Source organism: Lysinibacillus sp. 10T31 (assembly GCF_056394365.1).
This window is the reverse complement of the sequence record NZ_JBFTHS010000015.1, coordinates 64,343-78,340: the sequence shown is the minus strand read 5'-3', so window position 1 is coordinate 78,340 and position 13,998 is coordinate 64,343. Positions and strand designations below refer to the sequence as shown.

Genomic DNA, 13,998 nt, shown 5'->3' with positions numbered 1-13,998 from the left:
TTTAATTCACTGAAATAAACTCTCATTCGAACTGTGATTTTAGGTTCTATGTGTTATAATTCTGTTGATGGCTAAGCCATTATAAGGGCAAGACCAATTCTGAGCTGTAGCGTTGTCATACGCTACAGCTTTTTATATTGTTATTTTATAAAATATCGGGGTGCTCTTAATCGGACGACGAACCACTATCACCGCAACTAGATGTATCACTATAACTAGACACACTTTCCACGCAATTGTGTGTATTTGAATCTTCAATTGATACAAATGTATTTGTTGAACTATAATCAATATGAGTACTCGAATGATTGGAATGACTTCTTTTTGAACTATCATGATTAGAGAATTCCTTTTTTATTAAGCTAATCACACCTACTAAAATAATGATTCCGATAATTACAGTAGAATCCCATTCTTCTCTCCCCCTTTCAGATAATAATTCAATTTTCATCAAGCGAGTTAATAAACCATTTTTATACATTTCCGCAAATTAAAAGAAGTTACTCACTTTCCTGATGGCGAACGTCCTTAAAATTCGTTCGTTACAACGTTGAACCCTAATGTTTCGGCTTCTAGACGGTCAAAGCCTTCATCTAAATGCATACACCAAAATTTCGAACGTACATCAGAACTCACTAACTCACTCAGTTTTCGTAATGATAAGTGCACATTGCCTTCATAATCAGCTTTACAAGTATCTACATAAACATAATCGAAGACCATTGGATTTCGTAAAGATTCTTTTAGGTTATTTGTATCTCCTGTATAATAAATAAGTTTGTCATCTATAGATAATTCAATTGAATAAGAAGGTATCTCTTTGACATGACTAGTTCTCTCGAATAGTACTTCACAAAAATTAAGTGTGTACTGTGTATCCGATTGAAATTTTTTTGTTAAGCAATGAACTTCTGGAATAATGCCATTAATGGCCAACATTTCTTCAACTTTCACATCATAAGCGGAATAAATAGAAACATTAGGTTTTGCCATTTCACCATGGCTATAATAGCTATAAAAAATAAAATCAGCAAGGCTTCCTACATGATCTGCATGCGTATGAGTAATCAACACATGGATATGCTCGATACCTTCTAATAAATTATTTTGCTTAATGCGGTGAAAAATATTGCTACCACAATCAATAAGCAACATCAGATGTCCTACTTTATAATACGCTGAATTATTACCTAATTTCGTATTGAACGCACTTCCAGAGCCAATGAATTTCAACATAAAGTAGCCTCCCTTCTCCATTTACTTTATTTTACAATCATTATATTAGGTTCTTTAATGCTACTCCCTAATTTCCATCTGTTCAAGAACTATCTACTTAAGGCATTCTCCTAATGATTTCTATGTTAGTTGAGACCTCTCAACTAACATAGAAATCATTTTCCACTATTTATTTAATTTGATCGGATCGGAGGATATTTCATACCTTCTTCGATACTTCTTCCATCATCAAATACAATTAAATCAATCTCTTTAGTTTTTGCGTGATAAAAATATTCGTATACATATGAAGACGGTTCATCTTTAAATGTCACTGTTATATCATATCCTCCATATTTATAATTTTTGTTTACTTCTTTAGTTTTAATATTACTTTTATCAACACCTTGAGCAGCAATATAATTTTCAATTGCATTTTCGGCTTCCTCAACACTTCCCGTCACTTTACTAAAATACGTATATAAAGTTACAACGAAAAAAAGAGTAAAAATCAATAAAATTAATAATATCTTTTTCATCTAATGACCCTTTCTTTTTATCCAAATATTTCATTTGGAAAAATTTTATAAATTTATCCCCTTTCAAATTCTTTATTTGATAATATTGGAATAAGAACAAAAAAATGAAGGGATGGGTGTTATGAAAGCTATTATTTTTGACTTTGATGGAACTTTAGCAAACACATTACCAATTTGTTATTACGCCTTTCAGAATGTCTTCAAAGAATTTGACAATAAAGACCTTTCTTCAGAAGAAATTAAAGCAATGTTCGGTCCATCAGAAACAGGAATTATTAGAGCAAATCTAATAAATTCAAATAAAGAGCAAGCTATTGAATTGTATTATAAAAAGTATTTAGAGAACCATTCAAACTTAGTTAAACATAATGCGGAAATTGATGAAATGATCAAACATTTAAAAGGCAATGGTATTAAATTAGGCATTGTTACTGGAAAAGCAAGAAGAAGTTTAGACATTTCATTAAAAGCACTTCAAATGGACCAACTTTTTGATGCCATAATAACTGGCGATGATGTTATTCATCCAAAACCTCATCCAGAAGGAATAATCCAGGCATTATCATTATTGAATGTGCAAAATATTGAGGCTATGTATGTTGGAGATAGTGATGCCGATATACAAGCAGGAAGTGAAGCAAATGTACATACAGTAGGAGTTCGGTGGTTGCAGGATTATCAAACTTCAGAATTTAAAATAGAACCTAATTCTTTCTTTAACAACGTGAATCATTTTGTTGATTTTCTTAATATAGGTAGTCGTCATGAGTTATAAATGGTTAGAATGGGCGAAGAAGATACAATCAATATCCCAAGCAGGATTAACTTTTTCAAAAGATGTCTATGATATTGAACGATATGAAGAATTAAGAAATTTAAGTGCCCAAATAATGCGAGAATACACAGGATTAGAAATGAAAAAAATCAATGATTTATTTACGAATGAAACGGGTTATCAAACACCAAAAATTGATGTACGAGGAGCAGTTTTTAATGACAATAAAATACTATTGGTAAGAGAAAAAATTGATGATAGATGGTCTTTGCCAGGTGGTTTCTGTGATATTGGTTTGTCGCCTAGCGAAAACATTGTCAAAGAAATTAAAGAAGAAGCAGGCTACGATGTAGTTCCTACAAGATTACTTGCTTTATTGGATATGAATAAGCACCCTCATCCACCTCAACCATATCATTATTATAAATTATTTATTCAATGTGAGATTATTGGTGGGCAAGCAAGAAATGGTTTGGAAACTAAAGGAGTACATTTTTATCATGAAAATAATTTACCATTGCTTTCTAGAGGGAGAAATACAGATTCTCAAATTAAAATGCTTTTCGAGTCCTTAAGAAATCCTCATAAAGATACGATATTTGATTAATAATTATGTAGTTAATGGAACCATTGGCTAAGAAAGATTGGATTTATCAATCGGTAGCTATTCCTGAGAAAAGTCCAATTTCTTAATTTTAATGTTAAGAAATTGGGCTTTTATATTTATAGCGACTTGGATCTAGCTCTTAAATTTCCCCTTAATATTTTTTGGTATGTCATCCACATTAATTACTTTGGAATCACCAGTATATCCTTCTAAGCTTCTAGGAACACAGACAATTGTTCCTTCTTTAAAAGGTTTTTCTGCAAAGAAACTTACAACCTTTTCATTTCCATCTTTATCATAGCCCACTAGTGCATATACGTAATGACCATTGCTATTCGGCGTTTGTAGTTCCTCGTTAATTTGAACATAGTAGTCTTTTTCTATCAAAGCACCCTTGTCACCACAACCAACTAAGAAAGTAGTGAATAACATAGTAAATGCTAAGAATTTCATAATCTTCATTTCTTATGCCCCCTCTTTTATAACGAAAAAAATATCGTTACTTAAGAGTATAGATAAACTCTTAACTACCTTAAATTTCGGAACATGACAGTTAGCTGACAAAATTGTCATCTTCAAAACTTCTATGAACTTGGTTAATATCATTCACTTCGCACTTTCAGTTACCTCCCTCAATGTATCCAAGATTTTTTGACGTTCAGCTTCAAAGTCAATTGAATGTTCAACATTTTCATGGCGCTGATGGAACCAATCAGGGACAACCTCTTTACGCACTTGTAAATTGGATCGATGAGTACGCTGTTGTCGTTGTTGCTTTTGAGCTATAAATCGAAGTTTATCCGCTTCTACCTCTTCAATTGTTTTAAACTTTTTATTAGTCCAAACATGAAGAATCTTTTCAACGTAATTCCAACGAAGCACATTGTTTTCTATCGCTTGCTTCATCGCATGAATAACAAGGTCTTCTGACAGATCATCAATCCAATGTTCGATTTTGTACTTGACATGAGCAACTAGAGAACCAAATCCATTATGCTCATAAAATTGGAATACAGTTTGTAATTTTGAATGATTCTCTCCTGAGGAATGGCTCCTATAATTATAATTATTATTATTTATTAAATTATTATTTAGTGATTTATTATTAATTAGTAGTGACGGTTTTTCCGTTAACGGGTTTTCCGTCAATGGATTAACCGTAAACGGATTTTCACTATACGGGACAGCTTGTAGTGTTTCGAACACTAAGAGTTCCGTTTTTTCAAATCTCCCTAGGTTTGTTCTGCCCTGCATTTTGTGAATATAACCAGCCTTCGTTAGCTCCTTCATAATGTTAGCGGTAGATTCACGACTGCATTTACTACGAGTAGCTAAATCAGAAATACAAAACGACCAATCATCTGGCATTGACAACATATAAGCAAGCAAACCTTTTGCTTTCCAGCTTAGATGAGTGTCATTTAAAAATCCTTTGTCTAAGACAACAAAATTCTCCTTTTTATGAGCCCTAAATATTACCATGATGCCCCTCCTATTGTTTTGTAATTTTTTGGTTATTCCTTATTCATTAACTTATATACAGATTTAGCACAAAATAAGGGACAAATATTTTGATAAAAAGAGGAATTTCCGGCTTTTGAGGGCAAAAAAAATAGGACATGCTATAATTGCAAGTCCTGTTTTTTTCCTTTTTATGGTCCGTCAACACTTTATTTATATAACTCTTTATAAACGATTACTTTTAGTGCCATAATTTCTTCGTCTGTTAATTTACCTTCCATTTCCTGAATGACCTGTTCTTTCGTCATCGAACCATCTTGTACTTTTACTCTTATATTATTAAGTTCCGAGATACCAACTTTTTGAATTAATACTTTTGTAGCCTCTTCTTTTGTTGTAAACGGCAACTTGCTGTTGTCTGCAGTTTTAGCCTCTTCCATAAATGATTTTAATTGAGGGTCACTTTCAATCGTATTTTTAATTTCATCCATTTGGCCACTTTGCTCTAATTCTGTTGAAATAGTATCAACTACCTTATCCGATGCATACTTCATACCAAAATGATAAACCCCATAACCAATAATACCTAGGAAAATTACAATGATCAGAAGGAATTTAATAAATCTCATACTCTCACACTCCTTAATTCTAAACATAATAATACTATATAGTGTGGAAAGATGAGAAATGATAACCTTGCAAACAAGGTCTTTTTTTCAATATCATCCCTACTTTTACAAATACAAGTAACGAATGAAAAAGGATTAAGTCGCAAAGGGACTGAAACACAATCGGCTACATATGACAGACATTCCTACATTCCAATAGAATCAATAAACTACATAATGAAATTTGATCTGGCGTTCAGGGTATTAGAATTAACATTAAATAATAATCTCCCGGTTGAAAATTTTAACCGGGAGATTAGATTTATTTAACATACTTCATATACTTTTTCACAAAATCTACAATGTAAAGTACTTCTTCTTCTGAAATATTGAATAGACTACTAACTTTTCGTAGTTTGGCAGGCGATTTTAATTGTTCACGCACTTGATCAATTCTCATGTATTTACATTTCCGAGGATTTACACAATCTCTAATCTGCTTGTAACGAAGGTAAGCATACCGGGCAAAGGCATTTAACATCTCCCTCTCTTGCTCATCTCGTTGTAATTTTATTGCAGCTTCATCGATCGTTTCCGAATCAAATGTCCATGTACCATCTGTTATTTGCATAGTACCACCTCTTTCGTTGCGTAAAGTTGATGACAAACATGGCTGTACCTTAATTTAATGGCATTAAGGTTTGCCTCCAACAGTTCTATTCATAGCTAGTAGATGCATAAGAAAAAGCCACACCTAGTTAAATGTGACTCTTTTTGTATTTTTGTTCATTTATCCCTAGAACGACAACCCTTCCGCTAATCGTGAATCCCTAAGTAATATTCTTTTTCTATCTTTCCTGCATAATAAGACAGCGTATTTATAGCTACTTTAAAAATCAATATACATATATCTTTTAATTAACTAAAATGGAAATATAATAATTTCTATTATTAGTTAAAAGGGTGGATGCAGATGAACAACCAAACTTATGTGAACTGGAGCGGGCATCATCTTAAACTGACGTGGTTACAAAATCATAGAATTGACGATTTCAGCAAAGTAACAAGTGTTCATGGAGTTTGTTTTTATAAAGGCAACGTTTTATTAGTCCATGTAGACGGGAGAGGTTTTAATTTTCCTGGCGGTCATATAGAAAAAGGAGAAACACCTGAAGAGGCATTTCACAGAGAGGCATTGGAAGAAGGCTATGTAAAGGGACAGATCCACTATATTGGAGCAATTGAAGTCAGTCACGAAGAGAACCCTTTATTCAATGCTGATAGTAAGTACCCTTTAATCGGATATCAAATGTTTTATAGTATGGAAATCCAAGAGTGTCTCCCATTTCTTCGAGAACATGAAACGATTTCGCGTATTTGGGTTGAGCCGGAAGAAATACCTTATGTAATTAATGACCATGAGTTTGCCCACATAGTATTACAAGCAGCTTTAAATAACATACCTTCTAATTTGTAAGTTTCATTTGACTTTAGTTTCATGCATAAGCAATTTTATGTTAGGAGGTTTTTAGTCTACTAGCACTTTATTATACCTGCTATGCTTATTACTTATATTTCCTTAATAAGGCAAGTATGTAGCAAAAGTGATTCAGAATTTTGAAAACTCATCTTTAGATTTATTTTTTTCATTTAAATCAAAGGCATTTCACTATACAAACATAGCTATCAAATCATATTAATAGTAGTGTAAAGCTAACCTAGCTTTGCACCTCCTAGTTTGTGGTTTAGGGTCACTTTGGTTCGAGTGACCCTTATTTATTTGTCTTTCATTGTTATCTGAGTTCCCTCATTTTTTTTCATACCTATACTGATAAAGATATAAGCATTTTTCGATGAGTTATCTCAAATATCGTGTGATGGGATTTTCTCACATTCCTCAGTTCTCATCTCCATAAGTTCCACCAACAATAACTCTTGGCTTTTATATCCATACCTTCCCCCTAAAATCTTTATTAAATTAATGTCACTCTTATATTATTTTAGTAGTTCCATCGTTTAATTTGACTGTAGCTATCTAAAAAATCAATAAGTAATAATTTGGAAAACCTCTTCTTGTTATATTCGTATATATACTAGAACTAACATATGTGAGGTGACGTAAAATGATTGGTGGGTATATTACTTGTATTGTTCTTGCTTTTATCATTATTTTAATGGGTTATCTAATTCATATAAAAAAGAAACTGTGGCTCATTGCTGGTTACCAAGAGGAAGGTTTTATTGGCGATAAAGATAAACTAGCTAAGCTATTTGGAGTTTTCTCATACATAGTAGGTATCGCTACTTTTCTATTACCTTTTGGACTAGAATTTTGGGGTCTCACTAGTGGCATTATATATGCGGTTTGTATATGTCTAGGTACAGTAGCCACTTTGGTCTGGAAACAAATAATTAATAAGCCACTTTAAAAAGAGTCTTTAAATTCCCGATTATAATTTTTAATACGTAAACAGAGATTGAGTCAAAAAAAATTTATAGAAATTTAAATTATCCCCTTGAATTTAGACACGGATCACATTGTCTTCTTCAAGGGGAACATTTTTACGCACATTGTGTCATTTTAGAACTTTTCGTTAGTCATTCCACCACTTTTATCTAAACGATACTTTTTCCTTTATCTTTCCGAACAACGAAAAACATGTAAAGGCTAAATAATAAAATGATGATGACTGTTACTGCTAAAAAATATGTATCTTGAATCTTAAACAAGAAAGTATTCAAAGAATTTAATAATCCAGCTAACATCAACAATAACCAATAGTTATTCTTTCTTTTTGATTGATTACCGTTATTTAGATAATTAGCGGAAAGCCAAATAAAGAAAGGTAAATAACATACAATTGAAAAAGTTAGAATAGCCCATCCAATAAACGACATAGTACAAACACCTCCTAGAACCGTCCTTTTTTTATACGGTTGACATCTATAATAGTTTCAAATTTATTATCCTATAAAAATGTTGCTATCACCTTTTATTTCCTAAGAAACCCGGTGGGAGACTTCGGTAGCTGACGCTTTGCTTTCGCTACCGAAAATAATTGCTGAAAGAAGTTAAAATTGAGTAATTCCTTTATCATTAATTTTGGGGATTTTTATTTCGAACTGAGTAAAACCAAGATGAATACCTCCCCTCCTTTCTACACGTAAACATATTATAGACTGTAGAAGGGAGGGATATTTTATGGGATATTTCGGTGGAAATTATGGTAACTGTTGTTACGGAGGCTATGGCGGTGGCTACGGTGGTGGCTACGGTGGTGGCTACGGCAGTGGCGGCTACGGCGGTGGCTGCGGTGGCGGTTACTATGGCCATGGCGGAGGCCATGGTTCAGCATTCGCATTGATTGTAGTTCTATTCATTCTTTTAATTATTGTTGGTACAACATTCATGTATTAATTTTTCTAATATTTTAGTTTCTATTCAGACCTATAATGAAAAAAGTTAATGCTATTTATCATTGTCACAATTAATCGTTTCCATAACCTCTGTTGCTAAATATCATATGCCTAGTAATAGTAGGATATCTAACCAGCCTAACATATTACAGTAAAATCGAAAAAGGTCACTTTTGTCCAAGTGACCTTTTATTTATCATTTTCTTAAATAATATAATAAAACCGCTACAATAATATTTGGTAAAGCAATGTATATGGAATTTAAAGTAATTTTATTACGTTCGTCCCGATGTTCTGTTGTTTCGGTAGCAAAATTTGCCCTCATCCTATCCCCACTAACCATGGACCCTGAAAAAATTATTGAAATTACAATGAAGATACAGCCTACCGTGCCTGAAACTAAATAAATCTTTTCCATTCCCCACAAAATCATCGAAATTAAAACACCGCAAAGTGATAAGAGAACACCAATTAAAAAGTATTTCACCTCAGATCCCCCTTTCCTTATTTTACGTTTGATTACCATATTTTGTTTCATTTTTTATCGGTGTAAATATTTAATGATGACTCGCTAGCAGCTGGATTCTTCGAGTGATCTTTCTGTAAAAACTAAATATGGAATGCAAAAGCGCATTTGATAGTAATTATCAGCCGATCTTTTCCGGAATCAAACTTTAAATATTCATTTTCTATAGTGCTCATACTTAAAATGTAAATAAGCCTATTCAAGTAAGAATCCTGAATAGACTTATTTTTTGAAGTTGTTATATACTTCCTAAAAATTTTACAGATAACTCATGCTCATTAATATCATTATCCAAGGAGACCTTATAAGCTTTACCATTAGGTTTTGAACTAACGATTTTATGGATTTCTTGATCGATAAAATGAACGGCTACTCCATCATCAGCGGCAATTCCAGATGAGAGTTTGTTTGTTTTAACCAAGTTATGATAAGCTGGTCTTCGAATGATTTCTCCATCATAATGAGGGCAATTACTTCCTGGGAGAAATCCTAAACATGTTATCGGCTCTAATTCTCCTCCAAATGAATCTGTTATTCCTTCCTCGAACCAACAAATTGAGCCAGCACTTATGCCTGTTAAAAGGATTCCCTCATGCCAAGCAATCTTAAAAATGCTATCTAACGACCATTCTTTCCACAATGCTAAAAGGTTTTTAGTATTTCCTCCGCCAACATAAATAATATCTTTCTCCATAATAAAACTTTCTAGATCTCGAGTTGGAGGTGAAAAAAGTGATAAGTGAGACGGAATGCATTGTTGTGAGTTAAAAAAAGAATAAAATTTTGCAATATAATTTTCTGAGTCTCCGCTTGCAGTAGGAATAAAGCAGATCTTAGGATTGACTTTGTTAGACTGCTGTAAAATATATGTATCTAATAATGGATTATGAGGCTCCATAGAAAAGCCTCCCCCTCCTAATGCAATAATTTGTTTCATCTTTTTCCACTTCCATTCTATAGTTTTTTGAATATACTGAATTTAATTATATACAAAGCTAGATATTTATTCCATTTAAAAAAATTCAAAAAGCAAGGCTCAGCTTACTTTAGCAACTGAGCCCAGCATATCATTTTCTATCCTTATTACTTAATTTTTGAATCTCTAGTAACTCAGAAATCGTGACAAATTGATATCCCTGCTCTTCAAGCTCTGGTAAGATTTTTTTCAAGGCCCTTACAGTTTGCTCACGATTTCCACCACCGTCATGAAATAACACGACACTTCCAGGCTTAGCACCCTTTAAGACAGTGTTGACAATTTTCTTTTCTCCAGGACTTTTCCAATCAAATGTATCTAAATGCCATGACCACATGACAACTTTATACCCTTCTTTTGCTATTGCATCAATCATGGAATCCGTGTATTGGCCTTTAACTGGTCTAAATAACACAGGCACATACCCAGTAATACCAAAAATTGTTGCATGTGTTTGTTTTATTTCTTTCATCAAATTGGAAACGTTCGTTCTAAAAGGATGCGTATATGTCTGACTACTCCCACAGCTAAAGCAGTGGGGTTCTTATATACTTAAGAGAAGCGTTACAAAGCTCTCCACAGATGGTGTTGCCATGTCCTGTGTACAACATCTTTGATTTATCTTCTGTTCCATAAGACTTTCTTATTTACACAACCGATGTTGTGTTGGCAATAAGTTTTAACGAAGGCAGGTAGCTCTACCTACGGAGGAATACCCCTCACTTGATTTGTTTGATACCCATGCTAAGAGGGAATGTTTTCTTTACTTGTTTCAAGTCTTCTATATGTTGATTGTGTAACTCTAAAAAGGTAGTAAACGTTTTATTGCATAAGTCTTGATTAGTTTGTTGTAAATTTGGATCACTATTCATCAGTAAAAACGCACTATATAAATCTCGTTGTACGAGATGACTTCCAATTTGACTCCAACGTTGATGCAGTTTTTTCTTTTCATAACGATCCGTCACATGGTTATACTGACTGGCTCTAAAGGTGATCGTATTTACTTTCTGTATCGTTTGCTTTGTGTAACCTAATTTTTGATGGATGATTTCCACTAGCATAGCAGGGGCATGATTCCCAATGCTTTTTCCAAAACGCTTTTTGGATTGGATTTTGCCTTGTATATTTGTTTTGGTTTCTTTTGTACGTTTTGCCAACCCTTTGAAATGCATGGTTTCGATGTACACCTCATCGCCAAGAGACAAAATTTTATTTGCTAACGCACCATGTTTTTCTTTGATGTAGCAAGCTTTCTTTCTATATAATTCTTTTACTTGTTTTTTTGTTTTTTGATAGTTTTTACTATATGTCCAACGGAGTTTGACGCCATGTTTTATAGTACCATCCTTTTTGAAATTGTTAGAATTGGTACTTCTACGACTTCTATCTAACTTGCGTAATAAACGTCTTTTTTGTTTCTCCAATAAAGGTACTTCTGGAGCAAGTTGTTGGATGAAAACTGTTTCTTCTGAAACAATCGCAATGGTAGAAGGACCAATGTCAATACCTACTCGCTTTTGTTTTTGATAGGCATGCCGAAAGGCTCCTGTTGATGGAATTCTCTTTGCAGGAGGAATCCCATCCATCACAAATTGTACGTAAAAAGTGTGTTTTCCACGAATCACTTTTTTGACTAGACGACAATATTTAATGGTATGAAGAGCAAGGGATTCTTTTACAAACAAATCTTGTTTGCGAATACGAACAGGAAGGGTTAATCCATTCCAATAGATAATATTCTCTTTAAATCGAATGCCTGCTTTATTAGATTTCCCTTCTACAGAATGAAGCATTCCGTAACGTTTAAAGTGTGCTTTGCTCCCTTTAAATAGAACATCTTGAACCGCTTTCCAGACAGTAGAGGCGATTTTCTGAGAAGTATTGCTATCTATATGTTTTTTATAGTTATGTTGATGCTTTTTAATATACGCATGCAGTTGATATTCACTTAATCCAAAAGATTGACGAATGGTATCTAATTCTTTTGCGGTCTGCTTCAATTCTTTTGAATCATTCGATTTTTTCGCTTTTTGGTAGCAACGTAATTGTTTTCGATAGTGTTTTGATTCTTGCATTAAAGTATATTGTTTTACTGCATAAGACAAAGTTGTATTATAGAGTGTACGGGCAATTTCAAAACGTTTTAATAGAATATCTTTTTGCCATGTATCTATAAGTAACTTGAGTTCTATAACAAAACAATCTTTCTTCCCTTTCGTCATTACCCGTCACTCCTTTCTTTTTTTGATTATTCACAATATACAACATAAACATATGTTCTATAAAGAAAAAAGCACTTCATTCCTCCCACCTCTGAAGAAGTGGGCTTCCTGAAGCTCAATTCTGTGAATGGCTAGTTCGTGACCTTCTTCATGTATACGTAAAGCAAGCTCGGGGTTTTTTTCTGCATTTTCACCGACAATAAAGAATGTGGCCTTTGCATTGTACTTGTCTAATATATCTAAAATGTCAGGTGTGTACTTTTTATGAGGACCATCATCAAAGGTTAAGGCGATAACTTTTTCATCCGTATTAATATCCCACAAAATTTGCCCTGCTTGTTCGTAATATCTCCTTCCCTTGTCTGCAAAGGATTTCTCATTTACAAAGAAGAAAAATACCCCCAATATGCATATAGCAATCAGCAGATAATATTTCCTCAAGTTTTCACCTCCTGCAAATAATTATTTCTAATCATTAGTATTTGAGGTTTAAACTAAAAAATGCTTTAATTTTTGTTCTTTTAATTGTATATAAAACCAATAACAATCCAAAATGAATATAAATAACGCTGCACATTCTATTTCCAAAATGTTATATTAATGGGAAGGAGTGTGATTGTTCTGATAATAAAGGTAAGAGAAGAAGATTTTGATTTTAATGGATCCAGTTTAAGTCAAAGATGTTTCGAACCACTCATTAAGATTTATAAGGTAAGAATGTCCGAAGAAACTAATGTCGGTGTGAAAGAACGTTTTTATGAGGAACTTACGGAAGGCCAAAAAGCATTATTTATGTTTAATGTTTATTATAACCATATTAGTAAATCTCTTATCGAATTTTATTGGTGGAGTGCGTATTTCATGGCTCAGCCTAAAAATTGGGCAGCTATCAAAGCATGTTTTAAGTATTTTCATGATGAACCTTTTCTTTTACTCCTAGAGAAAATTGAACAGGAACTAACACAACATAATCACCCTACTACATTAGAGAATTTTTCAATCACTCGAGATGAATTAAATCAAAATAAAGAGCTCCATACATCATTTGAATCGCTTTATGTAATATTTGAAAATATTCATCCAATGACTATTGAAAAAATAAATAATTTCATCGCAAAAAATTTACAAGAATTTATACAAATTGAAAATTAAGGGGTATTTTTTATGGCAACTATAGAAGACTTTATAAACCTTGATATTAGAATTGGGACAGTTATCCAAGCTGAGGAACTTCCGAAAGCAAGGGTTCCTGCCATTAAAATGAAAATTGATTTTGGAGAAGATATGGGAATCAAGCAATCCTCTGCTCAAATTACTAAACGCTATATGCCAGAAGAAATAATTAATAAGCAAGTAGTAGCGATTGTTAATTTCCCTCCCCGTCGTGTAGCAGGTTTTAAATCTGAAGTTTTAGTGATTGGCGGAGTTCCTGTAGAAGGAGATGTGATTTTATTATCTCCTGATCAGCCTGTACCAAACGGAACTAAAATTAGTTAAAGTTAGTTATTTTGTGATTGTTGATTTATATTTATTAGAAATTATTTTATTAAATCTATTTCACAGGCACAAAACTAACTTAAATTTCTTCTACATCATATAAATAGTAGTGTAAAGCTAATTTAGCCGCTAATTTAGCCTTACACCTCCTG

At 33.0% G+C, this 13,998-nt stretch carries 19 protein-coding genes and 1 pseudogene; 7 read left to right on the top strand and 13 right to left on the bottom strand.

The genetic code is table 11. The annotated features are described in order from the left end of the window. Nucleotides 1-166: 166 nt before the first annotated feature. The 3 genes from AC1DCY_RS10920 to AC1DCY_RS10910 form a co-directional block, all read right to left on the bottom strand. On the bottom strand, nt 167-454 hold the full coding sequence (locus tag AC1DCY_RS10920) for a hypothetical protein (RefSeq protein ID WP_477350005.1): 288 nt from the start codon (nt 452-454) through the stop codon (nt 167-169). Nucleotides 455-528: 74 nt separating this feature from the next. Beyond that, complete coding sequence (locus AC1DCY_RS10915) at nt 529-1,236, bottom strand: MBL fold metallo-hydrolase (RefSeq protein WP_477350003.1); 708 nt, start codon at nt 1,234-1,236, stop codon at nt 529-531. 173 nt (nt 1,237-1,409) lie between these two features. Then, complete coding sequence (locus AC1DCY_RS10910) at nt 1,410-1,754, bottom strand: DUF3139 domain-containing protein (protein ID WP_477350001.1); 345 nt, start codon at nt 1,752-1,754, stop codon at nt 1,410-1,412. Nucleotides 1,755-1,875: 121 nt separating this feature from the next. Here AC1DCY_RS10910 and AC1DCY_RS10905 point away from each other — a divergent pair, with 121 nt between their 5' ends. Both AC1DCY_RS10905 and AC1DCY_RS10900 read left to right on the top strand, forming a co-directional pair. Beyond that, nucleotides 1,876-2,529 (top strand): HAD family hydrolase, encoded by a 654-nt coding sequence (locus AC1DCY_RS10905; protein ID WP_477349999.1) that lies wholly within the window; start codon nt 1,876-1,878, stop codon nt 2,527-2,529. Then, complete coding sequence (locus tag AC1DCY_RS10900; protein ID WP_477349997.1) at nt 2,519-3,136, top strand: NUDIX hydrolase; 618 nt, start codon at nt 2,519-2,521, stop codon at nt 3,134-3,136. Before AC1DCY_RS10905 ends, AC1DCY_RS10900 begins: the two co-directional genes overlap by 11 nt. A 132-nt stretch (nt 3,137-3,268) precedes the next feature. Here the strand turns inward: AC1DCY_RS10900 and AC1DCY_RS10895 are convergent, their stop codons facing one another. The 4 genes from AC1DCY_RS10895 to AC1DCY_RS10880 form a co-directional block, all read right to left on the bottom strand. Beyond that, a complete protein-coding gene (locus AC1DCY_RS10895) occupies nt 3,269-3,598 on the bottom strand; it encodes a DUF1093 domain-containing protein (RefSeq protein WP_477349995.1) in 330 nt (109 codons plus the stop codon). Nucleotides 3,599-3,742: 144 nt separating this feature from the next. Beyond that, entirely contained in the window at nt 3,743-4,618 is an 876-nt protein-coding gene (locus AC1DCY_RS10890; protein WP_477349993.1) for a DnaD domain protein, read from the bottom strand. 188 nt (nt 4,619-4,806) lie between these two features. Then, a complete protein-coding gene (locus AC1DCY_RS10885; protein ID WP_477349991.1) occupies nt 4,807-5,226 on the bottom strand; it encodes a hypothetical protein in 420 nt (139 codons plus the stop codon). A 301-nt stretch (nt 5,227-5,527) separates the two neighbouring features. Continuing rightward, nucleotides 5,528-5,836 (bottom strand): hypothetical protein, encoded by a 309-nt coding sequence (locus tag AC1DCY_RS10880; protein ID WP_477349989.1) that lies wholly within the window; start codon nt 5,834-5,836, stop codon nt 5,528-5,530. Between the two features lie 342 nt (nt 5,837-6,178). On the opposite strand from AC1DCY_RS10880, the gene AC1DCY_RS10875 reads away from it, so the two are divergent. After that, nucleotides 6,179-6,682, top strand: a complete 504-nt coding sequence (locus AC1DCY_RS10875; RefSeq protein WP_477349987.1) for an NUDIX domain-containing protein — start codon at nt 6,179-6,181, stop codon at nt 6,680-6,682. A 646-nt stretch (nt 6,683-7,328) separates the two neighbouring features. Continuing rightward, nucleotides 7,329-7,634, top strand: coding sequence for a DUF3784 domain-containing protein (locus AC1DCY_RS10870; RefSeq protein ID WP_477349986.1), 306 nt, complete (start codon nt 7,329-7,331; stop codon nt 7,632-7,634). 187 nt (nt 7,635-7,821) lie between these two features. Here AC1DCY_RS10870 and AC1DCY_RS10865 read toward each other — a convergent pair whose 3' ends face one another. After that, nucleotides 7,822-8,103: a hypothetical protein gene (locus AC1DCY_RS10865; RefSeq protein ID WP_477349984.1), complete on the bottom strand. Its 282-nt coding sequence runs from the start codon at nt 8,101-8,103 to the stop codon at nt 7,822-7,824. 304 nt (nt 8,104-8,407) lie between these two features. On the opposite strand from AC1DCY_RS10865, the gene AC1DCY_RS10860 reads away from it, so the two are divergent. Then, the gene (locus tag AC1DCY_RS10860; RefSeq protein ID WP_477349982.1) at nt 8,408-8,623 is read left to right on the top strand and encodes a YjcZ family sporulation protein; all 216 of its coding nucleotides are present in this window, start codon (nt 8,408-8,410) and stop codon (nt 8,621-8,623) included. Between the two features lie 195 nt (nt 8,624-8,818). Here AC1DCY_RS10860 and AC1DCY_RS10855 read toward each other — a convergent pair whose 3' ends face one another. The 5 genes and pseudogenes from AC1DCY_RS10855 to AC1DCY_RS10835 all read right to left on the bottom strand — a co-directional run bounded on the left by AC1DCY_RS10855 (nt 8,819) and on the right by AC1DCY_RS10835 (nt 12,790). Beyond that, nucleotides 8,819-9,109, bottom strand: a complete 291-nt coding sequence (locus AC1DCY_RS10855; RefSeq protein ID WP_477349980.1) for a DUF5316 domain-containing protein — start codon at nt 9,107-9,109, stop codon at nt 8,819-8,821. A 277-nt stretch (nt 9,110-9,386) separates the two neighbouring features. Then, nucleotides 9,387-10,085 (bottom strand): Type 1 glutamine amidotransferase-like domain-containing protein, encoded by a 699-nt coding sequence (locus AC1DCY_RS10850; protein WP_477349978.1) that lies wholly within the window; start codon nt 10,083-10,085, stop codon nt 9,387-9,389. 130 nt (nt 10,086-10,215) lie between these two features. Continuing rightward, nucleotides 10,216-10,644 (bottom strand): annotated as a pseudogene (locus tag AC1DCY_RS10845) (polysaccharide deacetylase family protein); the annotation flags it as partial. 199 nt (nt 10,645-10,843) lie between these two features. Beyond that, the gene (locus AC1DCY_RS10840; protein WP_477349976.1) at nt 10,844-12,349 is read right to left on the bottom strand and encodes a nuclease/transposase family protein; all 1,506 of its coding nucleotides are present in this window, start codon (nt 12,347-12,349) and stop codon (nt 10,844-10,846) included. Between the two features lie 57 nt (nt 12,350-12,406). After that, nucleotides 12,407-12,790, bottom strand: a complete 384-nt coding sequence (locus tag AC1DCY_RS10835) for a polysaccharide deacetylase family protein (RefSeq protein ID WP_477349974.1) — start codon at nt 12,788-12,790, stop codon at nt 12,407-12,409. 171 nt (nt 12,791-12,961) lie between these two features. On the opposite strand from AC1DCY_RS10835, the gene AC1DCY_RS10830 reads away from it, so the two are divergent. Beyond that, a complete protein-coding gene (locus tag AC1DCY_RS10830; RefSeq protein ID WP_477349972.1) occupies nt 12,962-13,501 on the top strand; it encodes a hypothetical protein in 540 nt (179 codons plus the stop codon). 12 nt (nt 13,502-13,513) lie between these two features. Next, entirely contained in the window at nt 13,514-13,846 is a 333-nt protein-coding gene (gene csaA, locus AC1DCY_RS10825; protein WP_477349970.1) for a chaperone CsaA, read from the top strand. The last annotated feature ends 152 nt before the right edge of the window (nt 13,847-13,998 follow it).

Excerpts from the sequence above, each read along its gene's own strand:
- AC1DCY_RS10915 (WP_477350003.1), bottom strand. The coding sequence starts at position 1,236 with ATGTTGAAATTCATTGGCTCTGGAAGTGCGTTCAATACGAAATTAGGT.
- AC1DCY_RS10910 (WP_477350001.1), bottom strand. The coding sequence starts at position 1,754 with ATGAAAAAGATATTATTAATTTTATTGATTTTTACTCTTTTTTTCGTT.
- AC1DCY_RS10905 (WP_477349999.1), top strand. The coding sequence starts at position 1,876 with ATGAAAGCTATTATTTTTGACTTTGATGGAACTTTAGCAAACACATTA.
- AC1DCY_RS10900 (WP_477349997.1), top strand. The coding sequence starts at position 2,519 with ATGAGTTATAAATGGTTAGAATGGGCGAAGAAGATACAATCAATATCC.
- AC1DCY_RS10895 (WP_477349995.1), bottom strand. The coding sequence starts at position 3,598 with ATGAAGATTATGAAATTCTTAGCATTTACTATGTTATTCACTACTTTC.
- AC1DCY_RS10890 (WP_477349993.1), bottom strand. The coding sequence starts at position 4,618 with ATGGTAATATTTAGGGCTCATAAAAAGGAGAATTTTGTTGTCTTAGAC.
- AC1DCY_RS10885 (WP_477349991.1), bottom strand. The coding sequence starts at position 5,226 with ATGAGATTTATTAAATTCCTTCTGATCATTGTAATTTTCCTAGGTATT.
- AC1DCY_RS10880 (WP_477349989.1), bottom strand. The coding sequence starts at position 5,836 with ATGCAAATAACAGATGGTACATGGACATTTGATTCGGAAACGATCGAT.
- AC1DCY_RS10875 (WP_477349987.1), top strand. The coding sequence starts at position 6,179 with ATGAACAACCAAACTTATGTGAACTGGAGCGGGCATCATCTTAAACTG.
- AC1DCY_RS10870 (WP_477349986.1), top strand. The coding sequence starts at position 7,329 with ATGATTGGTGGGTATATTACTTGTATTGTTCTTGCTTTTATCATTATT.
- AC1DCY_RS10865 (WP_477349984.1), bottom strand. The coding sequence starts at position 8,103 with ATGTCGTTTATTGGATGGGCTATTCTAACTTTTTCAATTGTATGTTAT.
- AC1DCY_RS10860 (WP_477349982.1), top strand. The coding sequence starts at position 8,408 with ATGGGATATTTCGGTGGAAATTATGGTAACTGTTGTTACGGAGGCTAT.
- AC1DCY_RS10850 (WP_477349978.1), bottom strand. The coding sequence starts at position 10,085 with ATGAAACAAATTATTGCATTAGGAGGGGGAGGCTTTTCTATGGAGCCT.
- AC1DCY_RS10840 (WP_477349976.1), bottom strand. The coding sequence starts at position 12,349 with ATGACGAAAGGGAAGAAAGATTGTTTTGTTATAGAACTCAAGTTACTT.
- csaA (WP_477349970.1), top strand. The coding sequence starts at position 13,514 with ATGGCAACTATAGAAGACTTTATAAACCTTGATATTAGAATTGGGACA.